The sequence below is a fragment of the Poseidonocella pacifica genome (assembly GCF_900111875.1).
GTDB lineage: Bacteria > Pseudomonadota > Alphaproteobacteria > Rhodobacterales > Rhodobacteraceae > Poseidonocella > Poseidonocella pacifica.
Genome location: NZ_FOJU01000004.1, coordinates 189,519 through 216,232 on the forward strand (window position 1 = coordinate 189,519; position 26,714 = coordinate 216,232).

Here is a 26,714-nt window from a genome sequence, read left to right on the forward strand (position 1 = left end):
CAGTGCGGTTTCAAACCCTTCCCGCGTGCTGGCGGTGGTCAGCCCTTCACCAGAACCAGACGATCACGCTGATCAGGCAGATCGACAAAAGCCCGGACCACAGGATGCGTGATTTCCACAACGGGCGCTCGATGGTCAGGAAGGCGTCCTTTGCCTCATCCATCGACCATACGAGATCGCCGATATTCTCTTTCTCCGCCCTGCGGGTCGCGGCGGAGATACCCATGTGCAATCCGATCCCACAAAACATCATGATCGAGGACATGATCGTATAGTGAATGTCCGGCAGGCCAGCATCCAACCAGATGTTCGTGACCTCCTTCGTGATGAACAGAGGCACACCCACTACGAGGCCAAAGATGATCGTCCAGAATGCCCCGTTCCCGTTCAGCCATGGAATGAAAAGGCCGAGGATGTAGACCACGACGATCGTCGGCACGACGTAGGACAGCGATGATTGGAAGTAGCCGAAGAGGCTTTCGAACCCGGCGATCATCGGGGCATAGAGCGCGCCGAAGATCATCACCAGCCCGGTAACCAGACGACCGATCCAGACCTGCCGCGATTCCGAAATGTCTCGGAAGGGCAGCACGAAGTCCTTCACAACGAGTGTGGCGGCCGAATTCATGGCAGAGTCCAGCGACGACATGATCGCCGCGATGAGCGCAGCCATAATCAGGCCACGTATGCCGATCGGCATCAATTCAAAAGCCAGCGTGGGGAAAGCAAGGTCGGGCGTTTCGAGATCGGGATAGAGCTTGAGTGCGATGAGGCCTGGGAGGATCAACAGGAACAGGTTGGGCAGTTTGAGGAAGCCGGCAAAGACGGCCCCGATCTGTCCCTGCTTCAGATCCTTTGCGCCCAGCGTCCGCTGCACGACGAATTGATTGATCGCGAAGTAGTAGAACCCAAGCAGGATGACGCCCCAGATCCCCGTCCACGGCAGGAAGTCATGGTCAGCGGGCAGGATCAGGTGTTTCTTCTCGTCCCCGACATCGGCAAACATCGCCTCCCATCCGCCGATCTCGTCGAGGCCGAGCCAGAAAAGAGCCGCCGCCGCGATGATCAGCAGAACCGCTTGCACCGTATCCGTCACAACCACCGCCGAGAGGCCGCCAAGGATGGTATAGATCCCCGCGACGAGTGCGAGCACCGCCACGGCGGTCCATAGGTTGAGGTATTCCGTGACGTTGGAAATCACGAGGCCACCGGCATAGAGCGCCCCGGCGCTGTCGATGAAGAGGATGGCAAAGATGGTGAAGAGCGAAAAGGCCCGCCGGGCCCGCACGTCATAGCGCGCTTCGAGAAACTCTGGAACGGTCGATACCTTGGCGCGCAAATAGGACGGCAAGATAAATATGGCGAAGAGGATCAGGACAAAGGCCGCCGTCCATTCATAGTTATAGATCACGACGCCATTGTCGTAGGCCCCGCCCATGAGGCCCACGAAACTTGACCCCGACATGTTCGACGCGAAAAGCGAGAAGCCAATGAGATACCAAGGGAGGGTCCGGCCAGCGAGGAAATAGGCATCCGCCCCAGACCCGCTCTTGCGGGAAACATAAAGCCCGTGTGCAAGGATCCCGAGAAAGTAGACCACCACGATTCCGTAGTCGATCAGGTGCAGGTCGAACTTTGCTTCACCCATGCGATATCCTCGGATGCCAGTGTCGTATGCCGGAGCGGTTCGGCGACCCAACTCCGAAAAACATCAGGTGGTTTCATTTCGGCGCAGACAAAATGGACCGCCGCAAAGCGGACCCGCAGGGCGGCGCTGGAGGATTCGGGGGCTCAGGGCCAGTCGGCGAACGATATTTCTTCAGAACGCGACCGCCAAAGCGGGGTGAAGGTCCGCCGGAACTGCCCGGGTGCAAGGTTTTCATGCCGCCGGAAAAAGCGTGTGAAATAGGCGGCATCACTGAAGCCGAGTTTGTAGCCGACTTCCGCGACCTGCAGGTTGGTCGTGACAAGAAGCGCCTTCGCCTCTTCCATCAGGCGGCGCTGGATATGCTGATGCGGTGGGATGCCGATGGCCCGCCGCACCGCTTCGTTTAAACGGTCACGTGAAACGCCGATGCGGCGCGCATATTCGCCAACGGTCCAGTGATTTTGCAGATGAAGCTCGACGAGGTTGAGAAAGCTGTCCGAGATACGATGCGGCTGCGGCTCTGTGGCCTGCAGTGGCGGCGCGGCGGCGCGCCAGATTTCGATGAGCAGCAGGGACACGCAATGGTGCAGGACCGTGTCACGCCCCGGCGCCATCTCATGCAATTCGGATTCGATCTTGTCGAACAGGCCCACAAAGGATTGCATCACCCCGTCAGACAGATCCGATAGAAAGATACGACGGCTCACGATTTGTCGGACGTGCGCCGAGATGACATCGGTCGGAAGCGCGCGGCCCAAAGACCGCTCCGGCATGCGGATGAGAAGCCCCCGCGTTCCCGCGGTCAGGGAAATGCGCGTCGACCAGCCCGTCGGCGCCCAGATCAGGCACGGGCCGGCAAAGTCGCGCTCTACCTCATCGGAAATGAAGGCTCCCCGCCCCGACACGAGCAGCATGAAGGTCGCGCGCCCGCCGGATGTGGCGAACTCCGTTTTGGTCAGCGCGCTTTTGATACGCTCCGCTTGGATGGTTTGGCGGTCCAAAGCCCATGCTCCTCTGTTGGCCTGCGGATTAAGCCGTCAGAAGTACAATAATTCCCTCAAAATGTCTATTATCCCGGCGCCACCCTGCGCGTAACCTGCACCACACCCCGCTTTGGGAGAAGTGAGGCATCGGGATTACACGACGATAAAGCCGCGGAAGCCCGTGACATCTTGGGAGGACTACCATGAAGACTTCGTTTTCGGAGGCCATTCGTTCGGCCCGCCGTTTGACAACCTGTGCCGCTGCGGCGCTGTTGGTTGCGACCGGCACCATCGGCGCATCAGCGCAGGAGCGCGACAAGGTTACAATCGGATACGCCATTTCCAAATCCGGCCCCAACGCGGGCGGCGCCGACATGACCGTGACGCCCAACTATGAGTTGTGGATCGAAGAGGTCAACGCGGCGGGCGGGCTCAAATTGCCCGACGGCAGCCAGTTGCCCATCGAAGTAATTGCCTATGATGACCGCTCCTCCGCCGAGGAAGTGGTTCGCGCGGTCGAACGTCTCGCGACGCAGGATGAGGTTGATTTCATCCTTCCGCCCTGGGGCACGGGGTTCAATCTGGCCGTGGCGCCTTTGATGGCCAAATTCGGGTATCCGCATCTTGCCGGGGCCGCCGTGACCGACAAAGCGCCCGAATTCGTCAAGCGTTGGGACACCAGCTATTGGTTCATGGGTGGCAGTGTCGACTATGTGGACGCCTTCACCGAAATTCTGGTGGCAGAGCGTGAAGCCGGGCGCATCAACGACAAGATCGCCATGGTTTCCGTCGCCGACGGGTTCGGCATCGACCTGGTGAAGGCAGCGCGCCCGAGTTTTGAGGAAGCTGGTTTCGACATCAGCTATGACAAGACCTTCCCACCGGAGACATCGGATTTCGCGACGATCCTGAGCGAGGCGGCCAATTCCGAAGCCGATACCTTCGTCGCCTTCTCTTATCCGCCGCACACTTTCGCACTCACCAAGCAAGCCAAGGTCGCCAGCTTTAGCCCACCCGTCTTCTACCTTGGTGTCGGTGCCGGTTTCCCTGTCTATCCGAACATCGCGGGCGGCTCGGTCGAGGGCGTCATGAGCCTTGGCGGGATCGACCCGAACAACGAGCTGAACTCCACCTACCGCGCCAAGCATGAGGAAGTCATCGGCCGCGCACCCGACTACTGGGGGTCCGTGCTGATCTATGCATCGCTGCAAATGCTTGAGCAGACGATTGAACGCGTCGGCCTCGACAAGCAGGCCATCGCCGAGGAGCTTTCCACCGGCACCTTCTCGACCGTACTGGGCGAGGAAACCCGGCTGGAGGACAATCAGCTCCGCGCCATCAACTGGGTCGGCCAGTGGCAGGACGGCCAGTTCGTGGCGGTCTCTCCCGAGGGCGGCAACGGACTGGCGGCGGTCAAACTGCCCAAACCCGATTGGGAGTAATCCCGGGACATTGACCTGACACCATTCGGGCCGGAGTGCGGCGGTTACGGCCGCCGCCTCCACCCCACTGAACAAGACCGGACATCTTATGCTTGAACACGTCGTCAACGGGCTCGTGCTTGGTGGAACCTACGCGCTTGTCGCCATGGGGCTGACCATCCAGTACGGCATAGCGCGGATCATGAACCTCAGCTTCGGGGACACGATCATCGCGGCCTGTTTCGCCACCTACGTCCTGTTTACCTCGCTCTCGATCAGCCCGATCCTCGCGCTTCTGATCCTCGTGCCCTCAGGGTACGCGCTCAGCAACGTGGTCTATCGGGTCATCATGAAGCCGCTGGTGGCGCGTGCGCCCGATGAGGGCGCGCTGGAGGTCGACAGCATCCTTGTGACCTTCGGACTGCTGTTCGTGATCCAAGGGATTTTGCTCTACCTCTTTGGCGGCGGATATACGAGCTACAGCTTCTTCAATACCCCTATCAACGTTCTGGGAACCGTGGTTGCGGGCAATCGGCTGCTGGCCCTCGTGCTTAGCCTCATGATCGGGGCAGCCTTGGTGATCATCCTGTTCCGCACCCGGTGGGGCATGATCCTCCGGGCCGTGGCACTGGCGCCGAAAAGCGCGCCGCTCTTTGGGATTGATACCGACCGGGCAGCGCGCACCGCATTCGCCATCGGTGGGGCCATTGCCGCAACCGGCGGTGTGGTCATCTCGATGTTCCAGACCTTCACCGCGACCGCGGGCGTCGTCTTTACCATGAAGGCCCTGATCGTCGTGATCCTTGGCGGGAAGGGCAGCGTGCCCGGCGCCATCGTTGCGGGATTGCTGCTCGGGCTCGTGGAAACCTTTGTCGCCGCTTACGTGGACCCCGGCCTGACGCTGGCGGCGGTCTATACCGTGTTTCTTCTGCTCCTTCTGGTGCGGCCCAACGGCATCTTCGGAAAGGCCTGACGATGAAGACCTCTTATGCATTCGCGCTGGCTGGCGCCGCGCTTGTCGTGCTGGCCCTCGCCCCGATGTTCATCCCCGAGTACTGGACTGGCGTCCTGCTTGGCATGACCGGGTACGTCACGCTGGCCACCGCATGGGCGCTGTTTTCGGGCCCTACACGCTATGTTTCCCTCGCGACGGTCGCCTTTTTCGGGGTCGGGGCCTATACGGTCGCCGTTCTGAATGAGGTGATGCCCTATCCGCTCGTTCTGCTCTGTGCGGCTGGTATCGGCATGGTCATGGCGCTTGTTGTCGGGCTGTCCACACTGCGGCTCGCCGGGGTCTATTTCGTGATCTTCACCTTTGGTCTTGCCGAACTGGTGCGCCAGACGGTGAGCTGGTGGGAGGTCAACGTGACCTATACCATGGGGCGCTACGTGTTCCTGCCGTTCGAAGGGCGGCACATTTACTGGCAGCTTCTGGCATTGGCGGCGCTGACGTTCCTGATCGCCTGGGCCATGGGGCGCTCGCGCATCGGGCTGGCCCTCAAGGCGCTCGGTGACGACGAAACGGTGGCTTCGCACGCCGGCGTGGACGTCACCCGGATCAAGCTGCTGCTCTTTGTCATCTCGTCCACGATCATCACGCTCGTTGGCGCCATTCAGGCCCCGCGCTGGACCTATATCGAACCCTCGATCGTGTTCAATCCGACGGTCAGCTTCATGACGCTCATCATGGCCTTGTTGGGCGGGGCGATGCGTCTCTGGGGGCCTCTCGTGGGGGCCGTGCCGCTGTTCCTTCTGTTCGAATGGCTGTCCGTCAGCTTCCCGGATCACTTCTCGATCATCCTCGGGCTGCTGTTCATACTCATCGTGTTTGTCATGCCGAATGGCGTGTTGGCCAAGATTGACGATCTTCGGAAAGGGGGCCGGGCTTGAGCGCGCAACTCCAAATAACCAATCTGCAAAAGCGCTTCGGCGGGCTGGTCGCGGTCAATGGCGTGTCCTTCACGCTCAGTCCCGGCGAAGTCGTCGGCCTTCTGGGGCCGAACGGATCGGGCAAGACCACGGTGATGAATATGATTTCGGGTGCCTTGCCCTGCGACGGTGGAACCGTGCAGGTGGGCGGGACGGACATCACCCGGATGAAACCGCATAAGGTCGCCAAGCATGGGGTGGCGAGAACGTTTCAACTCGTTCGCCCGCTGCCCACGCTCAATGTGGCGGAAAACGTTCTGCTGGCGCTTGCCTTTGGCAAGAAGCGGCATTGGGGCCGGGAAGCGCGCGAACTGGTGGACCAGAAGCTGGAGTTCGTCGGGCTGGCCGGGCGCGGTGAGGAAAAGGTCGGCAACCTGACCTATATCGACCAGAAACGCCTCGAGATGGCGCGCGCGCTGGCCTCTGAGCCGGATCTGCTGCTGTTGGACGAATGGCTCGCAGGGCTCAATCCGTCGGAGTTGCGCATAGGCATTGACCTCGTCCAGCATCTTCAGGGGCAGGGCATGACCGTCCTGCTGGTCGAGCACATCATGGAAGCCGTGCGCGCCCTGTGTTCGCGTTGCATCGTGATGAGCGCAGGCGAGAAGATCGCCGAGGGCGCCTCTGCTGAGGTCCTGAGGGACCCCGCCGTGATCAAAGCCTACCTTGGGGACGACCATGCTTGAACTGAAGAACATGACAGTCCGCTATGGAAAACACCTGGCGGTCGATGCGGTCGGCTTTGGGCTGACCAAGGGCGAAGTCGTGGTGGTGCTCGGCGCCAATGGTGCCGGGAAGTCGTCGATGCTCAAGGCGATTGCTGGAATGATACCGGTGGCCGACGGCTCCGTGACATTGGATGGGGATCTGCTAACCGGCGTTCCCGCGCATCAGGTGACGAACAGGGGCATCGCGCTTGTTCCCGAAGGGCGCGGTGTGGTCGGGCGCATGACAGTCGAGGAGAACCTGCGGCTTGGCGCAACCCCGAGCCGCGCGCGCGCCTCGGAGGATGAGACCATCGCGCAGGTCTTCGACATCTTTCCGCGTCTGGCGGAACGGCGGCGGCAGTTCGTGCACACGATGTCTGGCGGGGAGCAACAGATGGTCGCGGTTGGCCGGGCGATGATGTCAAAACCGGATTTCCTTTTGCTGGATGAGCCGAGCCTCGGTCTCGCCCCCATCGTTGTGGGTGATCTTTTCAAGGCACTGGCGCGGGTTCGGGAAACGGGCGTGGGCCTGCTGATCGTAGAGCAGAACGTGAAGATCAGCCTGCGCCATGCGGATCGGGGCTATCTTCTGGAGGCGGGACGCATCACCGGCTCCGGCACATCGGAAGAATTGATGAACGACGCGGCTGTCAGGCACGCCTTCTTGGGTGGTGATATCTAATGGAGAACAACATGAGTGTTTTGGACCTTTTGATCGAAGGCGAGAAGGTAAAAGCCGAGGGCGGGCGCACCTTCACACGCAAAAATCCACTGACCGGTGGCGTGGCAACAGAGGCCGCTGCGGCCTCCGTAGGCGATGCGAGCCGTGCGGCGGATGCTGCAGCACGCGCATTCCCCGAATGGTCCGCAACCGGCCCGGGTGAGCGTCGACGCCTGCTGCTGGCCGCTGCCGACAGCCTTGAAGCCCGCAAGGACGACATCGCCAAGGCCATGGCCGAAGAATTGGGCGCGACAGCCGCTTGGGCTGGGTTCAACGTGATGCTTGCGGCAGGAATGCTGCGCGAGGCGGCCTCCATGACCACCATGATCAAGGGCGAGGTTATCCCTTCGAACCGCCCCGGTTCCATGGCGATGGCAATCCGCCAGCCAGCTGGTGTGGTGCTCTCCATGGCGCCCTGGAACGCGCCGGTGATCCTTGGGGTTCGCTCGATTGCCATGCCGCTGGCCTGTGGCAACACCGTGGTGATGAAATCCTCAGAGCTTTCGCCGCGCACTCATGCGTTGATCGTCGAGGCTATGCAGGAAGGGGGACTGCCCAAAGGCGTGCTGAACGTCCTGTCCAATGCGCCCGACGATGCAAGTGAGATCGTGGAGGCCCTTATTTCCCATTCCGCGGTGCGCCGGGTGAACTTCACCGGCTCTACCCGCGTGGGGCGTATCATCGCCAAGCTGGCGGCGGAAAACCTCAAGCCCGCTCTTCTGGAGCTGGGCGGCAAGGCCCCGATGATCGTGCTGGACGATGCCGATCTGGATGCGGCTGTCGCCGCTGCGGCCTTCGGCGCCTACATGAACCAAGGCCAGATCTGTATGTCCACCGAGCGGCTTGTGGTGCATGAGGCCATCGCCGATGAATTCGTCGAGAAGCTGGGCGCGAAGGTGCGCAGCCTGACGGTCGGGGACCCGCGCGAGGGCAACACCTCACTTGGTTGCGTGGTGGACAAGGGCGCGGTCGATCGGATCATGGGGCTGGTTCGGGACGCCGAGGACAAGGGCGCGACGATCGTCGCGGGGGGACATGCCGATGGCGTCCTGATGGAAGCGACCTTGGTCGACAATGTCACGCCTTCGATGCGGATCTATACCGAGGAAAGTTTCGGGCCGACCGCCTCCGTTGTGCGCGTGGGCAGCATCGACGAAGCCGTTCGTGTTGCCAATGACACCGAATACGGCCTCTCGGCCAGCATTTTCGGGCGCGATACCGTAAGGGCGATGAACGTCGCCAAGCGGATCGAAAGCGGTATCTGCCATATCAACGGTCCGACGGTGCACGACGAGGCGCAGATGCCCTTCGGCGGGGTCAAGGATTCCGGCTATGGCCGCTTTGGCGGTGTGGCCGCGATTGAGGAATTCACCACGCTCCGCTGGATCACGATCCAGGACGGACAACCGCATTATCCGATCTGAGGGCGACACCGATGTTTGATCTCGAAGGCAAAGTCTGCGTCGTCACGGGCGGCGCAGGTTCACTCGGTCTCGCGGCAGCGCGCCTTTTGCGGGAGCAGGGCGCGAAACTGGCCCTGATCGACCTTGATCTGGCCGCGCTTGATGAAGCGGCGGAGGAGGCGTTCGGCGTAGAGGCGGGCGATGTCTTGCGCCTCGCGGCGGATGTCTCGGACGAGGCACAGGTGCGCCGCGCCGTGGCGCGCACGGTGGGCCGTTTTGACGGTATTGACGTGCTGTTTTCGAATGCGGGCAACTTCGGCACCGTGGCACCGATCGACGAGTATCCGACAGAGATATTCGACAGCGTTCTAGCCGTGCATGTGCGCGGCGCGTTCCTCATGGCGAAACACGCGGTGCCTCATATGAAGAAGGGCGGCAGCATCGTGTTGACCTCCAGCGTTGCGGCCACGCGGGGCGATCCCGGCGTGTATGCCTACATCACCGCCAAGCACGCGCTCACCGGGTTGATGCGGGTGATGGCCAAGGATCTCGCCCCGCGGGGCATCCGGGTCAACGCGGTCGCGCCGGGCCCCATCGACAACGGGTTTCAAAAGCGGGTCGAAGATGGACTGGGCGCGGAAATCGGCCGTGATGGCACCGAGTTCTTTAACGAGATGATCCCGATGGGACGGCACGGAACCGCGGAAGAGATCGCGGCTTCGGTCCTGTTCCTCGCCTCTGCCCAGTCCGCATTCACCACCGGCCATCTGTTGATGGCCGACGGTGGCATGTCCGTCTGAGGTCAGCGAAACAGGTTCTCGATATAGTCGGCGCCAAGCCCGACCTTGTCGTAGTGCGCCTTGCACATCGCGATATATTGGTGGACGTCAAAATAGCCGTCCGGCTCGCCATCTTCGTCGAGCCAGATCAGCGGGCCGGTGACTTTGAAATAGGCTTTCATCGGCTCGTCATGTTCATAGGCCACGAGCGTGTGGCCCTCGCCGGGTGTCTCATAGACAAAGTCCCCCGCCGTGGCGATCCAATCATGCTCCAGATAGCCCCACTTGCCAGAGATCGTGAAGGCAAAGACCTCATGTGGGTGATAGTGGCGGTTCACCAGCCCGGGACCGGTGGCCATCAGGATATCGCACCATTGGTTCTTGGATGGCGAAATCCAGAGCGGTCTGGAAAACACTGTTTCCGTGAATGGCACGTAATAACGCATGTCGTCATCAGTGACGTTCGACAGATAGACTTCGGGCTTGGCATCAGGCTGAAATACTTTGGTGATCGGTTTCAGATCACGCCAGAATTCGCTACCTGTTGCTTTTGGGTCGTCCTTCATTGGGTGGCTCCTCCCTTGGATTTGATGTCGGTGCGCGGCTCTTGGCTAGGTCAGTGTGGCCGCAGCTTTGGTGAGTTGTTCTTTGGCGAGATCGACAAAGGCGCTGTCCATCCGGCCCAGCGTGCCGAAGGCAGAGAGCGTGAGCACGGCACGCCCCTCCACCAGAACGGGGACAGAGACCGCAGCGATATCCGGCTCGTTGTCGCCCCGGTTCAGGGCATAGCCGCACGCCAGCACCTCTTGCAGTGTCGGGTTGATCGCCGCGATTGCGCTTGCATCGAGGCCTTGCGCCAGGGACCAGTTTTCCCGGTCGCGGGGCGTCATGTGAGCCAGAAACAACCGCCCCTGCGCGGTGTTCAGCATGGGCAGTGTCGTGCCGATCCTGATGTTCACCGAAATGGGGCGCTGCGCCTGCGAGACCGCGACACACTGCGGGCCGCGCGGGGTGAACCGACACGCCATGACGGATTCGTCCAGCGTCTCTCTCAGCCTGTCCAATGTGGATTGGAGCGTCTTGGGCAGCGGCGCAAGATCGTCGGCCATTCGCCCGAGCCGTGCAAGCCGGGGCCCCGGGGCAAAGACGCCACGCCGCACCGTGATCAGCACGCCCACTGCTTCCAGCGTAACCAGAAACCGGTGGGCCGTCGCATAAGACATACGCAACTCACGCGCCACGACCTCCGCCGTGAGTTCGGGGCGATCCTCGCTCAGCAAGTCAAGCGCATCGAACGCTTTCATCACGGACAGGTTGATCGGTGTCGCCATGCGTTGGCCCTTGTCGAACAAGATTGACACAAGTTGCCAAGTGTTATCATTATTTGCAATTGAAATCTCTCTATGTGATTTTAGGCGCGATCTCTTTGAAAGGACACGACCATGAGCAAGACCCAGTCCATCACCGCCGGTGGCGCGATTTTTGGCAAGCTCAAGGCATTGGGGGTCGACTATATCTTCACCAATTCCGGCACGGATTTCCCGCCTATCGTTGAAGGGTTGGTTGAGGCACGCCGGGCGGGGATTGACCTTCCGGTCCCTGTGACAGTGCCCCATGAACATGCTGCCGTGTCTATGGCGCACGGATACTGGCAGGTTACGGGCCGGCCGCAGGCGGTCTTGCTGCACACCAATGTGGGGCTGTCGAATGGGGCAACCGCGGCGATCAATGCGTGGTGCGATCAGGTGCCGATGATCCTGATGTCGGGCCGGACGCCGGTGACGGAGCATTCGCGCTTTGGGGCGCGTACGGTGCCCATCGGTTGGGGGCAGGAGATGTTTGATCAGGATGCTCTCATCCGAGAGACGACGAAGTGGAATTATGAGTTGCGCTTTGCCGACCAGATCGCCGACCTGCTGGATCGCGCCTGGGCTATTTCCAATTCCACGCCAAAGGGCCCCGTCTATCTGAGCCTACCGCGCGAAGTACTGTGCGATCCTTGCCCGGGCACCGGGCTGGATACGCCCTCGCGCATGGCGCCGGTGACGACGGCCCCTGATGCAACCGCTCTGCGCCAAGCTGCGGAAGCGCTCGCTGCGGCTGAGAATCCGCTGATCATCGCGCAACGCGGCGCGGGCAGTGAGTCAGGCTTCGCCGCGCTGCAAGACTTGTGCGAAGCGCATGCGCTGCCGCTCTCGCACTACTGGTCGAACCAACTGGCGATACCACTGTCTCACCCCATGCAAGTGGGTGCGGACCCCGGGCCGTGGCTTGCGGAGGCGGACGTGGTGCTGGTGCTCAACGCTCTCGCGCCTTGGTTCCCGGACAAGGTGACACTCCGCGATGACGTGACTGTCATTCAGGCGGGGCCGGATCCGTTGTTCTCTCGTACTCCGGTACGCAATTTCCCAGCGGCGATCACGCTGTCAGGGCCGGTTGAAACCGTAATTGACGGGCTCTCGCGTGAGATGGCAAGCGAACCGAAAGACGACGCGCAGGTCGCGGCGCGGCGCGAACGGATCGCCACTGCATCCAGTGCCGTGCGTGAAAAGGTCGTGGCCAGTGCAAAAGCCGGGTGCGCCTCTCCCATGAGCAAGGATTGGGTCAGCCTTTGTCTGGGCCGCGCGATCAAGGCGCAGGCCGCGGAAGGACGCAGGTCAACGGTTTTCCACGAATTGGGCTGTCCGCTTCCCCCGCTCGATCTGGATCAACCCGACAGCTATTTTCAAGAGCCACATTCCGGCGGGTTGGGCTGGGGTTTGCCTGCAGCCATCGGGGCCCAGATGGCCGACCCTGATCGCCTCGTCTTTGCGACCATGGGCGATGGCAGCTACATGTTCGCCAATCCCACCGCTTGCCACCTAGTGGCGGAGGCGCATGAGGTGCCCGTGATCATTCTGGTGCTCAATAACGAGGAATGGGGCGCGGTGCGTCATTCAGTCGAAGGGCTATATCCGCATGGCGCGGCGCGGGCGGCCAATGAGGTGCCACTCACCTCGTTGCGGCCCAGCCCGGATTTCACCCAAACGGCAGCAGCCAGTCGTGCCTATACCGAAACCGTCACGGACGGGGCCGCGCTTCCCGACGCATTGGATCGAGCGATTTCCGTAGCAACTTCTGAGCGTCGGCAGGTGTTGCTCAACATCGCCATTGCCCGAACCTCGCCGCGTTGAGCGCCGCCGGGGGATCAACTCAACTGCCCGGAGTGGTGCAAACTCCGGAATACCCCGGTACGAGAGCTGCGCTTAACCCTACGGAAACGTTCCATCGGTAACTTTCGGGCGTGTAAATGCCAACAGGCTGGAGTTCGACGCGCCCGGGGAGTCTTCCCCGTTCGGCGTTCTGCCGCCGATATCTGCAATTTTTCTTGCTATTAATCGCGATTCGCCTCATACGGGCCTCGCTACGTTACTCTCTATCGCTCTACTGTCTCCGTCTACCGGCGCTCAGTCCCTCGATCCAGACCGACGACGCCAGGCTGCCGCAACGACGCGGGCAGCACCACAGACAGGAGACCACGGATATGGCCACCGGCACCGTGAAATGGTTCAACACAACCAAAGGCTTCGGCTTCATTGCACCTGAAACAGGCGGCAAAGACGTTTTCGTTCACATCAGCGCTGTCGAGCGTTCGGGCCTCACCGGCCTCGCCGACAACCAGAAAGTGACTTACGACATCGAAGCAGGCCGTGACGGCCGCGAGTCGGCAGTTAACCTCGAGTTGATCTGAGCCACTCTGACCTTCGGGTCAGATGATGAGACTTCTAAGGGCGGTACTTCCGCCCTTTTTGCTGTCTGGGATCTACATATTTGCGATCCCTTTGCGCCACCTGCCATCATCGCATCATCGCATGAGCGCAGAGTTGGACGTGCGCTTGACATGGCCTAGCCCTCCGAGAAAAGTGCCCGGAAGGCGCATCCCCGAGGTGCAAAGGATCCGGTGCGAGAAATGACGGCCCCAATTCCACTTTCCGTCACGACGCGTACCTGGGCCCGTATCGCCCTTCTGTCGTTTGGCGGCCCGGCAGGGCAGATTGCCGTCATGCATCGCATCGTTGTGGAGGAGAAACGGTGGATCGGTGAGGCTCGTTTCCTCAATGCACTGAATTTCTGCATGCTGCTTCCGGGGCCGGAGGCACAGCAGCTTGCGATCTATCTCGGCTGGTTGATGAATCGAACGGCAGGCGGGGTAGTCGCCGGAGTGCTGTTCGTCTTGCCGGGCTTCGTTTCCATTCTGGCGCTCAGCCTGCTCTACGCGGCCTTTGGTCATGTGCCGGCGATTGAGGGGTTGTTCTTTGGCCTCACAGCAGCGGTGCTAGCGATTGTTGTACAGGCGGTGCTTCGCATCGGGTCTCGTGCGCTCCATAGCAAGGCCGCCATTTTGCTTGCGGCCCTCTCTTTCCTCGCCTTGTATGCTTTCGCGGTGCCATTTCCGGCAATCGTTGTTGTCGCCGGGCTGACGGGCCTTATCGCGGGCCGCCGGGGGAATCGCGGGTTCGGAATGGGCGCGAAAGCCGCGTCTGCCTCTGATCTCTCGGACCAAAGGTCGTTGCTGGGCGAAGGTGTTCCGGCTCATGCCAAGCAGAAGGGTGCCACGCTGCGCCCGGCTCTTATCTGTCTCGTGCTCTGGCTCGTCCCAGTCGGCGGGCTGCTGCTTGCACTGGGTCCCGATGCCACCTTTTCCCGGCTCGGGGTGTTCTTCAGTCAGTTGGCCGTCGTGACGTTCGGCGGGGCCTATGCCGTGCTCGCCTATGTTGCCCAAGCGGCGGTGGAATTGCACGGGTGGCTAACGCCAGAGGAAATGCTCGACGGATTGGGAATGGCGGAAACCACGCCGGGCCCTCTCATCCAAGTTGTCCAGTTCGTTGGATTTCTCGCGGCTTTTCGCTTTCCCGATGGGCTCAACCCATGGCTCGCGGCGGTTCTGGCGTCCTGTCTCGTGACATGGGTGACCTTTTTGCCGTCGTTCCTGTGGATATTCCTCGGCGCCCCTCACATCGAGCGTCTTCGGGCAAATCCGTTCGTTGCAAGTGGGCTCGCAGCAATCACCGCCGCGATTGTCGGGGTGGTCCTGAATCTCGCGCTCTGGTTTGCAGTGCATGCACTCTTCAAGGAGCAAATCACGGTCGATGCGGGACTTTTACACATCGACCTGCCGATACCATCATCGGTTGATCCCGTCGCTGCCCTCTTGGCGGCCGGTGCGGCGGTGGCGATCTTTCGCTTTAACGCAGGCGTTCTCAGCGTACTTGCTGTATGCGCGGGGGGCGGGATGGCCTATTTCGGTCTGAAATAGGCGAGGGATGCGGGCGACCCGTGGGCCGCCCGACCGGGATTTATTTCCCCTGAAGGAGCGTCGTGATCCGGCGAACGGCCGCGCGGCGGTTCTGGCGCTCTGCGGCTTCCGTCTGGACCGCGAGGTCGGATTCGCCATAGCCCTGCAAGATCATGTTTTCGGGCGGCACGCGGAAGTATTCAGTAAGCGCGAGCGCCACGGATTCTGCTCGGCGGTCCGACAAGGCGAGGTTGGCCGAATAGCTGCCCACCGCATCCGTATGACCTTCGATCAGGAAAACCTCAGACGGATTGTCCTCGATCATGCGCTTCATCTGGTTTCCAAGCGCCGAGAGATCACGCGCTTCCTCGGGGCGAATCGCGGCGGAGCCGGTCTGGAAGTTGATCGAATCCACTGTGATCTCCGGCACCAAATGGCGGACGCGGTCGATATTTCGGATCTGCGAGAGCGAGAACCTGCGGGTCACGCCATTCTGTGCGGCGAGCGCGGCCGCCAGTTCATCCTCCCCGATATCTCGGAAATTAACTCGTGGCTGCGAGGTCTCCGGCAACTCACTGACGCGAACCTGGTCCGTCTGGCGCGTGTCATCAAACAACAGCACCTCCTCGCCATTCGCCAAGGTCCGTGCACGACGAAGCACGCGGCCATCCGCTGCTCGTATCGTCTCGACCGCTGTTCCATCTTCGTAGGTCACAACGTTGCGCGAAGAGCCGTCATCGTACTGATAGGTTTTCACATCCGCTCCGGGACGTCGCAGCAAAACGTCGTCATTCCGCAGAACGCGATATTGGCCATTGTTCTCCACAACGACGCGGTCACCGGAATTCGACACCACGCGGTCATCCCCGTTCAGGATCTGATCAAGAGCGATCGCGCCAAACCCAAGGAGCGCGCCCTTCGCCAAGGTGCTCAGGCCGTCTTCGTCATCATCCTTGTCGCTCGATTTCTTCTTGGTAGAGGCGCTGCTCTGTTTTTCGGTGACATTGGTTTCGAAGTTCTCGTCGGAATTTCGAACGTCCTCAGCGTCGACGGTCTCCTCGATAAGCTGCGGCTCTGAGCCACCTTCTTCTCCGCTCGCGGCGGCAGAGGTTTCCGCGCGCGCTGACTGCTCCGCTTCCGCTTCGGCCTGTGCCTCGCTATCCATCGGTTCTGGCTCTGGCTCGGGTGTTTGCGCGGCCGCTTCAGGTTCTGTCTCCTCGGGCGCGGGTTCCGCGATCGGCGCTGGCTCGTCCGCCTGATGCGTCTCGGTAGCTGCGGGAGCTTCCGACGACGCAGGGTTGCCAGTTGCTTCGTCGACCTGCAATTGCTCGGTCTCGGTCTCGGTCTCGGTCTCGGTCTCGGTCTCGGTCTCGGTCTCGGTCTCGGTCTCGGGCGCAGCTTCCGGCGCAGGAAGGGCTTGATCTGGGGCTACCTGTTCCTCTGCTTCAGCCTCTTCACTAGGTTCGGTGCTCTCGGATGCGGCCTCAGCGTTTTCTCCCGCATCCTCCGCCTCGGGCGTCGGGACATCCTCGGTCAGTTCACTGTTGGGCGCTTCCGCTGGCTCATCCCCGGTCGCACCGGCGAGAGCCGCGCAGTCCACGCCCTCGGGCGAGGTTTCGGCCGTCTCGCACAACGCGCGCAAGCGCTCCAATTCCGCATCGATTTCGGCTTCGCTGAGCCCCTCGGTCTCGAACCCGAGCAGATTGCTGCCACCCTCCTGAGCAAAAGCTGTCGTGGCGGTGTGGCTTGCCAGCATGGCAGCGATCACCAGGGCTGAGGTGGAATTGCGACGTCCGGTTATCATAATCGGTCCTTTCGTTCATCCGCGTGGATGGAATGACTCTCAACGCACGAGACCGCGTTCCGGTTCGATCCGAAGCGCAGTCCCGTCGTAAAAAAGATGAGCGGACTGGTTAGGACTTGATCAGATCGTCAACTGCGCGCAGCCTTGCAAGCAGGGCGGGAAGCTCGGACACCGGCACCATGTTTGGGCCATCCGAAGGCGCGTTGTCCGGGTCTTCGTGTGTTTCGATGAAGAGGGCCGCACACCCGACCGCCAGCGCCGCGCGCGCAAGCGGTGGTACAAATTGGCGCTGTCCACCGGAAGAGGTACCTTGCCCACCGGGAAGCTGCACCGAGTGAGTAGCATCAAAGACGACCGGATACCCGGTTTCGGCCATGATCGGGAGCGAACGCAGGTCGGACACCAGCATGTTGTATCCAAAAGACGTGCCCCGCTCGCACAGCATGATCCGTTCGTTGCCCGTGCTGGCAATCTTGGCGGCCACGTTGGCCATGTCCCACGGAGCGAGGAACTGCCCCTTCTTGACGTTGATTGCAGCACCGGTCTCCCCTGCCGCGAGCAGGAGATCGGTCTGGCGGCACAGAAACGCAGGAATTTGAAGTAGATCGGCCACTTCAGCCGCGCGGGCGCAGTGCCCCGGTTCATGCACGTCCGTCAGAATGGGGCACCCGAACCGCGCCTTGACCTCGGCGAGGATCTCCAGACCCTTCTCCATGCCAAGTCCGCGTTTCCCCTCAAGCGAAGAGCGATTGGCCTTGTCGTAGCTCGCCTTGAAGATCCACGGAGTTCGTGCGGCTTCGGCGGCGTCGCGAATGCGCTCTGCCATCATGAGCGCGTGTTCAAGGCTCTCAAGCTGGCACGGACCGGAAATGAGCGCAAATGGCGCATCATTGGAAATGCTGACGGGGCCGACCTCGACGGTTTTCATTCAATGCCTTCTTTCTTCAGAACGGTTTCGATGCGCTCCACATCGACAGGGTTGTTGAGTTCCCAAAATACGCGGCCGCGGCCTTCGACTTCTACACAGGTGACTGGCCAGCCATTTTCGATAAACCGTAGCTGTTCCAACCCTTCGGCGCGTTCCAGCGTGCCCTCGGGCCACCCGCCATATTGGGTGAGTGCATCGGGGCGGTAGCTATAGACGCCCACATGATGATGGACGACAGGCGGGTTGGCCAAATCGCCGACATAGGGCAGCACTTCCTTGGAGAAATAGATCGCCTGACCGTCGCTGCGCATCACGGCGGTGGTACCGCCCACGCGGCCTTCGCGGCGGTCTGTGACCAAGTGGGCAAGGGTTTCAGCGTCGCATCGCAGCACGGGGGTCGCGACCTGAACATGCGCACTGGCGCGCATCACGCCAATCAGGTCGGACACGAACCATGCCGGCGTCAGGGGCGCATCGCCTTGGAGATTGACGACGATATCGGGTTTCTCAGCAAGCTGCGCCACAGCCTCGGCGCAGCGTTCGGTGCCGTTGCGCGCCTCTGTGGAGGTCATGATCACCTCTGCGCCAAAAGCCTCCGCAGCTTCCCGGATACGATCATCATCCGTCAGGACATAAACATCATCCGCCTCTGGAACGGCCTTTGCGGCTTCCCAGCTGCGCCGGATAAGCGATTTTGCGACCCCAGACGCGCCGGTCAACTCCACAAGCGGTTTTCCGGGGTACCGGGTGCTCGCAAAGCGGGCGGGGATGAAAATGACTGCGCGGCCCGGGTTTGTCATGCGACCCCGGCGCGTAGCGCGTCATGAATATGGACGAGCCCCACGAGGCGTTCCTCCTCATCGGTTACGAATAGGGCGGAGATCTTTCGATCATTCATCTGTCTGAGCGCTTCGGTCAAAAGTGCATCGGGCATGGTTGTTTTGGGCGCGGGTGTGGCGACATCCCCGGCTTTGCGGTCCATCAACCCCTCGAGATTGCGGCGCAGATCGCCATCCGTGATGGTGCCGACAAGCCTCTCGTCCGCCACGACAGCAGCGATCCCAAATCCCTTGGCGGTCATTTCCAAGAGGGTATCGCCCATTGCGGTATCGGCGTTTACCACCGGAAGTTCCGTTCCACGATGCATCACTGCGGACACTTTGAGGAGTTGCGCGCCGAGCGTTCCGCCCGGGTGAAACGCAAGAAAGTTTTCCTTCTCGAAGCCCCTGTTTTTCATGAGCGCGACGGCAAGCGCATCGCCGAGCGCCATGGCGCAGACTGTCGAGGTTGTTGGGGCCATGCCGATCGCACATGCCTCGGGCGCGTCGGGTAGCAGGAGGGTAAAGTCGGCCTGATGGGCGAGCGTGCTTCGTTCGCGCTTGGTGATCGCGACGAGCGGAATGGCGAAACGGCGGCTATGAGCGATGATATCGGCAAGTTCGCGCGTTTCCCCTGAATTGGAGATGAGAACCAGCGCATCCTGCCGCGTGATCATTCCCAGATCGCCGTGGCTGGCCTCTCCGGGATGAACGTATTGCGCCGGGGTTCCTGTGCTGGCGAGGGTGGCGGCGATCTTCTTGGCGACGTGCCCGGATTTGCCCATACCCGAAATGATCACCCGACCTTCGACCGCGAGCAGGCGTTCAACCGTGCAATCGAAATCCGCAGGCATCTCAAGCGCCATCTGGCTGAGTGCCGCAGACTCTATGCGGAGGACTTCTCTGGCGATATCTGTCGGGGAAAGGGGCATCTGGAGCGCATTCTCTAGCATCATGGAGCCGTGATACCGCGCTGAACCCATGATGGAAAGCGCTTCGGGTACAAGTCGAACGACGCATTTGTTGACATGGGCGGGGTCATGCGTCTTAACGGCACGCGACTTGTCTCTGCGCAGAGGATCGCATCCATGAAAATTGCAATGATCGGCACGGGCTATGTGGGCCTGGTTTCGGGCGTCTGCTTTTCGGATTTCGGGCACGATGTGATCTGCGTCGACAAGGACCCCACCAAGATCGAAAAGCTCGAACGCGGTGAAGTGCCGATTTATGAGCCGGGCCTTGATGTGCTGATGGCCAAGAATGTCGAAGCGGGCCGTCTGACCTTCACGCTGGATCTGGCAAAGGCTGTTGAGGGCGCTGATGCGATCTTTATCGCGGTCGGAACGCCGACCCGCCGCGGCGATGGCCACGCAGACCTGACCTATGTGATGGCTGCCGCCGAAGAAATCGCCCAGACCGCCAAGGACTATGTCGTAGTGGTGACCAAATCGACGGTTCCGGTCGGGACGAACCGCAAGGTTCGTGAAACCATCGCTGCGGCCAATCCAGCGCTCGATTTCGATGTGGCCTCGAACCCTGAATTCCTGCGCGAGGGCGCGGCCATTGACGATTTCATGAAGCCTGACCGCGTTGTTGTCGGGGTCGAAACGGACCGCGCCGCCGAGGTCATGGCCGCGATCTATCAACCGCTTTATTTGCGCGACTTTCCGATCGTGACGACCGATCTCGAGAGCGCCGAGATGATCAAATACGCCGCCAACGCGTTCCTCGCGACCAAGATCACGTTCATCAATGAGATCGCGGCGCTTTGCGAAAAGGTTGGCGCGGATGTGAAACAAGTTTCTCGCGGGATGGGCATGGACGGGCGCATCGGCAACAAGTTCCTGCATGCCGGACCTGGCTATGGCGGATCGTGTTTTCCCAAGGATACCAAGGCTCTTGCGCGGATCGGGCAAGATTTCGCGAGTCCGATGCAAATCACCGAGGCGGTCATCAAGGTCAACGAGGAGGTCAAGCGCCGGATGGTCGAGAAGCTCGCCGATCTCTGCGATGGCAGCTTCAACGGAAAGACAGTCGCTGTGCTTGGCGTGACGTTCAAGCCGAACACGGACGATATGCGTGATGCACCCTCTCTTACCATCGTACCGGCCATGGTCGGCGGCGGAGCCAAGGTCCGCGTGGTGGATCCACAGGGGCGGCACGAGGGCGAGAAACTGCTTCCCGGAGTGAACTGGATCGAAGATCCGTACGAAGCTGCCGAAGGTGCGGACCTGATTGTGGTTCTGACGGAGTGGAACGAGTTCCGGGCGCTGGATCTCAAACGCCTGAGCGGGTCGATGAACACGCCGCGCATGGCCGACCTGCGGAACGTCTACAAGGCGAAGGACGTCGAGGCTAATGGCTTCACCGCCTATACTGCGGTTGGCCGCTCCGGTTTCGAAGCCTGAGCCGATTACTTAGATCGCACTCCAAGGGTCGGGGCCTCGTGAAGCCCCGGTCGATGTAATAGCACGATGGCTCCGGCCATGTGGTCTTGCTGCGTCTCGTCGGTAGGAGAGTGCCCTTGCACGCCCTGATCAGAGAGCCAGCGGGCAACTCGTCAGTGCTCCGAAACGTGCAGCCCACAGTCTTTCGAACGGCGGGCTGCATCGGCCGGCAAGTTGCCCCATTGGGGTCAGGCTGATTTTTCTTCCTTAGATCCGGCCGGTTCGGCCTCTACCACGGTCTCATCGATGACCTCTGCCTCTTCCACGGCGGCGTCGTCCTGCGAAGCCTCTTCCGTAGCGGGCTTTTGCTCCAAGGCGCCGACGATGAGGGGCAGCATCTCAAATCCGGATGACGTTTGGGTCTCGGATGTTGGCGGGGTCTTCCATGCCATCGTGTCAAACCCGTCACAGACCGAGCAGACTGGTGCCCAATCGGCGTGTACGGCGCTACACTTCTCGCAAACCCATTGCGGCCCACGCGGTGCCGTCAGCGCCCGAGCGAGCCAGCCTTTGACCATTGCGTCGTCGTGGCCTTCGCCCCGTGCAATCGCGGCCATGATGGTCAGGACACGGGCGTTCGGTGCGGTTTCCACCAGATCGCCAAGCTCTCGCCGCGCTCCGGGGAAATCTTCCGCGGCGATGTTGAGTTCGGCCATGAGCATTTTGCTCTCTGGGTGATCCGGTTGGCTGCGAACGAACTTCTGGAACCGGCGAATTCGCCCCTCTGGTGTCTCATCCGGTTCGATGGCGGCGAAAGCAGCAGCGAGATCGGGGTGCGGATGCACCGACCATGCCTTCTTCAGGACGCGTGTCGCGTGCCGCCGGTTCCCCTGCTCAACGTATCCCTTCGCCGCCAAGACAGCAGCGGGGATAAGGTCAGGGGAGAGCCTGTTGGCCTCAATCGCCTTTTCGCGCGCTTCGATGGATGACTCGTCGGCAAAGACCTCTTTCGCCTGGCCAAGAGCAAGAACCGCATCACGACGCTTATGCACGTCGCGGGGAAGCTGCCCATGCTTGAGTTTTGCGCCGAGAGTCTTGCGCGCGCCAGCCCAGTCATGTTTTTGCGCCTGTAGCTTCAGTAGGGTATCTTGCACCTCGACATTGCGCGGTTTGATCGCGAATGCATGTTCGGCAAGGGACAGGGCGGTATCGATCTCGCCGGTTTCCAACTTCTGTCGCATGATCCCGCGAATACCCACAAATCGGGTTCTGTCGTCGGCAAGCAACTTGCGATAGGCGGCTTCGGCCTTCTTTCGGTCTCCGGTCAGCTCGGCGGCCTGCGCGGTCAGTAGGCGCCCTAATTCCGGCCGGTTCAGTAACTTGTCCGCCTTGTCCGCCTTGGCCATCGCCTCCCGGCCCTCGCCGCTCGCCAGCGCAATCAGGCCCTCGGTCAGCGCCTGTACGCCCTTTTTCTCCCGATTTCGGTCGAAATGACGGGAGATCGCTGTTTCATCACCATTGATGAAATGCAGAACCGCCACCAGCAAGCCGAGCAATTTGAGGATGACCCAAAGCGCCAGAACGAAGAGCGCGACCGCAATGACCGATTGCAGCGGCCCGAGTGTGTATTCAACACCCGCAACGGTGACCTGAATGCCTCCCTGACTTTCGAGGAGATAACCCGCCCCGAGTGTCAAAGCGGCGATCAGCGTGATGAAAACGACTATTTTGATGAGCGACCAAAGCATCTCGCTGCCCTTAATCCTGAGTGAGTTGCGTGGCGAGCCCGTCTGCGCTTTCTAGCGCATCGATACGGGTTCGGGCCTGACCGATCCAGTCGGACAATTCCGACTTGGCGGCCTCGGGCAAGGCATCGAGTTCGGAGAGGGCGGATTGTAGCGCACCCGAGCGCAACTCCGCTTCTGCACGTGACAAGACCGCATCCGGATCGTCTCCGTCACGCGGCTGTATGGAACGGGCGCCAAGCTGCTTCTCGAAGAACGCACGCATGCTGCCGCTCTCTTCGGTTGCGCCTGCACGTGCGGCAGCCAATGCACCGCGCGCAGCGTCTGGGAAAGACGCCTGAAGCGCTGCGAGCGTAGGAGGGCCACTTTCGGAAACGACGGCAAGTGCCTCCGGTGCGCTTTCTCCCGTGGCGGCTTCGTATTCCGCGAGCGATCCTGCGAAGGGGGCCCCGGCGTCGATCGCCGCGCGGATTTCACCCAGAGCGGCGCGGGCTGAGGATTGTTGCGCAGTATCCTCGGCGGAGGCGCGTGTCTCTCGTGCCTCGGTCAGCAAGGCTTCGAATTCGGCTCGTTGCTCGGAAACCGAGGCGCGGAGCGTGTCAATTTCGCGCTCATAGGCGGCGATTGCCTCGGGAGAGACGCTTTCCTCTATCGGGCGCTTCTCGAGAGCGGTCAGCCTGTCATCAAGCGCGGAAAGTGCCTCGGCCATGCCATCGACCCGGGTCGAAACCTCGTCGACACTTGCCGTCGTCGCGGCGGTTGCGTCACCCAGAGCGGCTTGCGCGCCTTGAACGGCTTCCGTCTGCCCCGCCAGATCGGTCCGAAGGCTTTCGATCGCAGCGTCCTTCTCGGCCATTTCCGCGCGCAGAGCTTCGATCGCCCCGTCATCCGAATCCGTTGCCAGAACTCCCCAGTAAGCCGCGCCGAACCCGATTGCCGCGGCGAGAACCCCGCCGATCAGCGCAGGAACGAAGCCTCCGCGTTTCTCGGCGGTCGCGGTTGGGCTTGCCTCCGGCACCGGCGTGCTCTCTTGGTGCAGCGTTTCCTCGTCGGCGGGCTGATCTTCGGTCACGGGTTCATCCGCATCCGGTTGTGCCTCCACCGAGGAGGTGGCGTAAGTGTCTTCTTGGGGTTCCTCTGCGTTGGCTTCGACCGTGTCGATCCCTGCATCAGGCTCTTCGGCCTGCGGGTCATCCGACATCTTTGTCTGATCGGTTTCGGGAGAGTCGGCCGTCTCCGGCATCTCGCTCTTGCGCTTTTCGTCCTCTTCCGACGTCACCACCCTCATACCCCTCGTGATTCTCAGGCTGTTCGCCCTTTTCACGAAGCAACTTAGCGCGGGGGGGGCAACCCCTCAAGGCGGCGAAGGGTGTCGATTTGCCGCTGAACCGTTTCGCGCATGCCAATGCCTTCCGGGGTGGCAGAAATCAGCGTGTTTTCATCCCATGGGGGGCCAAGTGCTTCGGAGACGGTGGCGCTTATGGCGACGGGATACAGATTTTGCGCCACTGAGAGATCGGGCCGCAGGCGCTCTGCGGTCGATTTCGAAAATACAGGCAGGATCACCGGGCGGCTGCTTTGCAGCAACGTTTGTGCCTTTTCCGAGAGGGGTGTGGGCACGGCACGATAGACGATGGCCTCCTCTGCAGTCAGGCCCGCTTGTCGAAGTTCCGTGCAAATATCATGGGAAATGCGTTCTCCCCGTAGGTAAAGCAGACCCTCGGGCCTGTCCCGGAGAAGCAGGCGCATCAGGTCGGCCGCGGTCCCCTCGGCCGAGATTGCGGTCAGCCCCTCAGCGCGCGCCGCCTCCGCAGTTTGGGGCCCCACGGCATAAACGGGCAAGTCGGCGCCAATCGCCACAGCCGCCGGAACGGCATTGGCAGAGGTCAGAACAAGGTTTTTCGCCCTAGCTTTCGCATGTGCCACAGGTTCAATCCGCGAAAGTGGGGAGATGAGAACGTTCGCTCCCACCATATCCCGGGCGAACCGACGAGAGGCCGCTTCGGGGCGGGTCAGCAGCAGATGAGGTCCAGTTGTCATGCGCAGGCCGGGATTGTCTCGGAACGGCACCAGTGCTACCTGCCTATGGCCTTCTTAGCAATGAAAGCGCCGATGGATCGCCCGCTTACCCTTCTTGGCATCGAAAGCAGTTGCGACGACACTGCTGCTGCAATCGTGCGCGGTGTTCCCGGTCAAGCGCATGTTCTGTCATCTGTGGTGCGGGGGCAGGGCGCTTTGCATGCACCTTTCGGCGGTGTCGTCCCCGAGATCGCGGCGCGCGCCCATTCCGAAAAGCTTGACGTCTGCGTTGCAGACGCACTTGCCGAAGCTGGGGTTTCGCTCTCCGCGCTAAACGCGGTCGCAGTGACGGCTGGGCCGGGCCTCATCGGCGGGGTTCTGTCCGGGGTGATGTTTGCCAAGGGCATTGCCGTTGGTACCGGTCTGCCCTTGGTTGGGGTGAACCATCTCGCGGGGCACGCGCTTACGCCCCGGTTGACCGACGGCATTGCATATCCCTATCTCGTGCTGCTCGTTTCGGGCGGGCATTGCCAATACCTCATTGCACATGGGCCCGAGCGGTTTACCCGGCTTGGAGGAACCATAGACGACGCGCCGGGCGAAGCGTTCGACAAGGCCGCGCGCCTTTTGGGTTTGCCGCAACCGGGCGGTCCGGCTGTCGAAGAGGCCGCGACGCAGGGCGATCCCGGTCGCTTTGCCCTTCCGCGTCCGCTGTTGGATCGGCCAAAATGCGATCTGTCTTTCTCCGGGTTGAAGACTGCACTGCTTCGGCAACGGGACAAACTGGTGGTCGACGGGCGTTTGCTGCGCCGCGATCGCGATGATCTTTGTGCCGGGTTCCAGCGCGCCGTGGCGGATATTCTTGCGGAAAAGACCCGCCGCGCAATTGCCGCGTTCCGCGCAGCCGAGCCAAATGGGCGCGTGCTCTCTGTCGCGGGGGGGGTCGCAGCGAACAGGGAGATCCGCAGCAGTCTTCGAAACGTTTGCGACGCGGAAGGCATCTCCTTCACCGCGCCGCCGCTGGCTCTTTGTACGGACAATGCAGCGATGATCGCCTATGCCGGGCTTGAACTGCGCGACGCAGGTATCTCTCATGACATGACGCTTGCGGCCCGTCCGCGTTGGCCCTTGGATACCACTGCGGATCCGCTCATCGGGGGCGGGCGCAAGGGAGCAAAGGCATGATTTCCGTTCTCGGCGCGGGTGCATTCGGAACGAGCCTTGCGATTGCCCTTGGGGCAAAAGGCCATGTCTGCCTCTGGGCGAGAGACCCCGAGCATGTAGCTGAGATGATCCGAGCGAGGGAAAATACCAAGCGGCTCCCCGGCGTGCCGCTGCCCGCCAGAGTTACCCCTACCGCAGATCTTGCGGAGGCGACTGCGGCGGACGTGCTGCTTCTCGCATTGCCGATGCAGAAGTTGGCAGCGTTTCTGGCGGGGGAGGGCGCGCGCTTTGATGGCAAGACGCTCATCGCCTGCTGCAAGGGGATCGACGTCAGCACTTTGTCCGGTCCACTTCAGGTCATTGCGCATGGTGCGCCCTCGGCAAAGGCGGCGCTGCTGACCGGCCCGAGTTTTGCCGCTGATATTGCGGTGGGCCTGCCGACTGCGCTGACGCTGGCCTGCGGCGATGATGCCCTTGGTGCCGCGCTTCAGGAGAAACTCAGCACGCCAGCGCTTCGGCTGTATCGTACCACGGACACCATTGGCGCGGAGCTTGGCGGTGCGCTCAAGAACGTCGTGGCGATTGGCGCCGGGATCGTGATTGGGGCGGGTCTCGGCGATAGTGCCCGCGCAGCCCTGATAACCCGAGGGTTTGCAGAGATCCAACGCCTTGCGCAGGCTTTGGGCGGGGAGGCCGAGACTCTTGTTGGATTGTCCGGGCACGGGGATCTCATCCTGACCTGTACCTCCGACAAGTCGCGCAATTTCCGGTTCGGGTGCGAAATCGGCAGCGGCCAGACCCCCGATAGCGGTCCGACCGTCGAAGGCGCAGCAACGGCGCGCGCGGCGCTCAATCTTAGCCGGCAACATGGTTTGGACCTGCCGGTCGTGGCCGCGGTGGTAACGTTGCTTGATCGGCCCGAAGCGCTCGATGAAACAGTCGCTGCGTTGCTGTCCCGTCCACTCAAATCCGAATGAGGTCGC

Annotated in this window: 24 protein-coding genes; 13 read left to right on the forward strand and 11 right to left on the reverse strand. The window is 61.5% G+C overall.

What is annotated here, in order from left to right; genetic code table 11:
• Window positions 1-46: 46 nt before the first annotated feature.
• Together BM234_RS12870 and BM234_RS12875 are read right to left on the reverse strand one after the other, a co-directional pair.
• Window positions 47-1,648, reverse strand: coding sequence for a sodium:solute symporter (locus BM234_RS12870; RefSeq protein WP_092065616.1), 1,602 nt, complete (start codon window positions 1,646-1,648; stop codon window positions 47-49).
• A gap of 143 nt (window positions 1,649-1,791) precedes the next feature.
• Window positions 1,792-2,649 (reverse strand): helix-turn-helix domain-containing protein, encoded by an 858-nt coding sequence (locus tag BM234_RS12875; protein ID WP_092065618.1) that lies wholly within the window; start codon window positions 2,647-2,649, stop codon window positions 1,792-1,794.
• 185 nt (window positions 2,650-2,834) lie between these two features.
• On the opposite strand from BM234_RS12875, the gene BM234_RS12880 reads away from it, so the two are divergent.
• The 7 genes from BM234_RS12880 to BM234_RS12910 all read left to right on the forward strand — a co-directional run bounded on the left by BM234_RS12880 (window position 2,835) and on the right by BM234_RS12910 (window position 9,612).
• Entirely contained in the window at window positions 2,835-4,073 is a 1,239-nt protein-coding gene (locus BM234_RS12880) for an amino acid ABC transporter substrate-binding protein (protein WP_092065620.1), read from the forward strand.
• 88 nt (window positions 4,074-4,161) lie between these two features.
• Window positions 4,162-5,025 carry a branched-chain amino acid ABC transporter permease gene (locus BM234_RS12885; RefSeq protein ID WP_092065622.1) on the forward strand — a complete coding sequence of 288 codons (864 nt, stop codon included), beginning with the start codon at window positions 4,162-4,164 and terminating at the stop codon, window positions 5,023-5,025.
• A 2-nt stretch (window positions 5,026-5,027) separates the two neighbouring features.
• Window positions 5,028-5,942, forward strand: coding sequence for a branched-chain amino acid ABC transporter permease (locus BM234_RS12890; protein WP_092065624.1), 915 nt, complete (start codon window positions 5,028-5,030; stop codon window positions 5,940-5,942).
• Window positions 5,939-6,667 (forward strand): ABC transporter ATP-binding protein, encoded by a 729-nt coding sequence (locus BM234_RS12895; protein ID WP_092065626.1) that lies wholly within the window; start codon window positions 5,939-5,941, stop codon window positions 6,665-6,667. The genes BM234_RS12890 and BM234_RS12895 overlap by 4 nt, the downstream gene beginning before the upstream one ends.
• Complete coding sequence (locus BM234_RS12900) at window positions 6,660-7,370, forward strand: ABC transporter ATP-binding protein (protein ID WP_092065628.1); 711 nt, start codon at window positions 6,660-6,662, stop codon at window positions 7,368-7,370. Before BM234_RS12895 ends, BM234_RS12900 begins: the two co-directional genes overlap by 8 nt.
• 11 nt (window positions 7,371-7,381) lie before the next feature.
• The gene (locus BM234_RS12905) at window positions 7,382-8,833 is read left to right on the forward strand and encodes an aldehyde dehydrogenase (protein ID WP_092066045.1); all 1,452 of its coding nucleotides are present in this window, start codon (window positions 7,382-7,384) and stop codon (window positions 8,831-8,833) included.
• Window positions 8,834-8,844: 11 nt separating this feature from the next.
• Window positions 8,845-9,612: an SDR family NAD(P)-dependent oxidoreductase gene (locus tag BM234_RS12910; RefSeq protein WP_092065630.1), complete on the forward strand. Its 768-nt coding sequence runs from the start codon at window positions 8,845-8,847 to the stop codon at window positions 9,610-9,612.
• Window positions 9,613-9,614: 2 nt separating this feature from the next.
• Here BM234_RS12910 and BM234_RS12915 read toward each other — a convergent pair whose 3' ends face one another.
• A complete protein-coding gene (locus tag BM234_RS12915; RefSeq protein ID WP_092065632.1) occupies window positions 9,615-10,157 on the reverse strand; it encodes a 2,4'-dihydroxyacetophenone dioxygenase family protein in 543 nt (180 codons plus the stop codon).
• Between the two features lie 45 nt (window positions 10,158-10,202).
• A complete protein-coding gene (locus tag BM234_RS12920; RefSeq protein ID WP_092065634.1) occupies window positions 10,203-10,922 on the reverse strand; it encodes an IclR family transcriptional regulator in 720 nt (239 codons plus the stop codon).
• 111 nt (window positions 10,923-11,033) lie between these two features.
• Here BM234_RS12920 and BM234_RS12925 point away from each other — a divergent pair, with 111 nt between their 5' ends.
• The 3 genes from BM234_RS12925 to chrA all read left to right on the forward strand — a co-directional run bounded on the left by BM234_RS12925 (window position 11,034) and on the right by chrA (window position 14,887).
• Complete coding sequence (locus BM234_RS12925) at window positions 11,034-12,764, forward strand: thiamine pyrophosphate-requiring protein (RefSeq protein WP_092065636.1); 1,731 nt, start codon at window positions 11,034-11,036, stop codon at window positions 12,762-12,764.
• Between the two features lie 350 nt (window positions 12,765-13,114).
• Window positions 13,115-13,321 (forward strand): cold-shock protein, encoded by a 207-nt coding sequence (locus BM234_RS12930; RefSeq protein ID WP_092065639.1) that lies wholly within the window; start codon window positions 13,115-13,117, stop codon window positions 13,319-13,321.
• A 219-nt stretch (window positions 13,322-13,540) separates the two neighbouring features.
• The gene (gene chrA / locus BM234_RS12935) at window positions 13,541-14,887 is read left to right on the forward strand and encodes a chromate efflux transporter (protein WP_092065641.1); all 1,347 of its coding nucleotides are present in this window, start codon (window positions 13,541-13,543) and stop codon (window positions 14,885-14,887) included.
• A 40-nt stretch (window positions 14,888-14,927) separates the two neighbouring features.
• On the opposite strand, the gene BM234_RS12940 is transcribed toward chrA, so the two are convergent.
• The 4 genes from BM234_RS12940 to BM234_RS12955 all read right to left on the reverse strand — a co-directional run bounded on the left by BM234_RS12940 (window position 14,928) and on the right by BM234_RS12955 (window position 19,348).
• Window positions 14,928-16,670 carry an OmpA family protein gene (locus BM234_RS12940; RefSeq protein ID WP_092065643.1) on the reverse strand — a complete coding sequence of 581 codons (1,743 nt, stop codon included), beginning with the start codon at window positions 16,668-16,670 and terminating at the stop codon, window positions 14,928-14,930.
• A 109-nt stretch (window positions 16,671-16,779) separates the two neighbouring features.
• A complete protein-coding gene (gene kdsA / locus BM234_RS12945) occupies window positions 16,780-17,598 on the reverse strand; it encodes a 3-deoxy-8-phosphooctulonate synthase (protein ID WP_092065645.1) in 819 nt (272 codons plus the stop codon).
• Window positions 17,595-18,398 carry a 3-deoxy-manno-octulosonate cytidylyltransferase gene (locus BM234_RS12950; protein WP_092065647.1) on the reverse strand — a complete coding sequence of 268 codons (804 nt, stop codon included), beginning with the start codon at window positions 18,396-18,398 and terminating at the stop codon, window positions 17,595-17,597. The genes kdsA and BM234_RS12950 overlap by 4 nt, the downstream gene beginning before the upstream one ends.
• Window positions 18,395-19,348 carry a KpsF/GutQ family sugar-phosphate isomerase gene (locus BM234_RS12955; RefSeq protein WP_092066047.1) on the reverse strand — a complete coding sequence of 318 codons (954 nt, stop codon included), beginning with the start codon at window positions 19,346-19,348 and terminating at the stop codon, window positions 18,395-18,397. Before BM234_RS12955 ends, BM234_RS12950 begins: the two co-directional genes overlap by 4 nt.
• 156 nt (window positions 19,349-19,504) lie before the next feature.
• On the opposite strand from BM234_RS12955, the gene BM234_RS12960 reads away from it, so the two are divergent.
• Window positions 19,505-20,824, forward strand: coding sequence for a UDP-glucose dehydrogenase family protein (locus tag BM234_RS12960; RefSeq protein ID WP_092065649.1), 1,320 nt, complete (start codon window positions 19,505-19,507; stop codon window positions 20,822-20,824).
• A gap of 227 nt (window positions 20,825-21,051) precedes the next feature.
• Here the strand turns inward: BM234_RS12960 and BM234_RS12965 are convergent, their stop codons facing one another.
• From BM234_RS12965 to BM234_RS12975, 3 genes are read right to left on the reverse strand one after another with little or no spacing between them, the layout of a single operon-like run.
• Window positions 21,052-22,551, reverse strand: a complete 1,500-nt coding sequence (locus BM234_RS12965) for a heme biosynthesis protein HemY (protein WP_092065651.1) — start codon at window positions 22,549-22,551, stop codon at window positions 21,052-21,054.
• A 10-nt stretch (window positions 22,552-22,561) separates the two neighbouring features.
• Window positions 22,562-23,836 carry a hypothetical protein gene (locus BM234_RS12970; protein WP_175501271.1) on the reverse strand — a complete coding sequence of 425 codons (1,275 nt, stop codon included), beginning with the start codon at window positions 23,834-23,836 and terminating at the stop codon, window positions 22,562-22,564.
• Window positions 23,837-23,880: 44 nt separating this feature from the next.
• Window positions 23,881-24,588, reverse strand: a complete 708-nt coding sequence (locus BM234_RS12975; protein ID WP_092065655.1) for a uroporphyrinogen-III synthase — start codon at window positions 24,586-24,588, stop codon at window positions 23,881-23,883.
• Window positions 24,589-24,660: 72 nt separating this feature from the next.
• Here BM234_RS12975 and tsaD point away from each other — a divergent pair, with 72 nt between their 5' ends.
• Together tsaD and BM234_RS12985 are read left to right on the forward strand one after the other, a co-directional pair.
• Window positions 24,661-25,752 carry a tRNA (adenosine(37)-N6)-threonylcarbamoyltransferase complex transferase subunit TsaD gene (gene tsaD, locus BM234_RS12980; RefSeq protein WP_092065657.1) on the forward strand — a complete coding sequence of 364 codons (1,092 nt, stop codon included), beginning with the start codon at window positions 24,661-24,663 and terminating at the stop codon, window positions 25,750-25,752.
• Window positions 25,749-26,708 carry an NAD(P)H-dependent glycerol-3-phosphate dehydrogenase gene (locus BM234_RS12985; protein ID WP_092065659.1) on the forward strand — a complete coding sequence of 320 codons (960 nt, stop codon included), beginning with the start codon at window positions 25,749-25,751 and terminating at the stop codon, window positions 26,706-26,708. The genes tsaD and BM234_RS12985 overlap by 4 nt, the downstream gene beginning before the upstream one ends.
• Window positions 26,709-26,714: the final 6 nt, after the last annotated feature.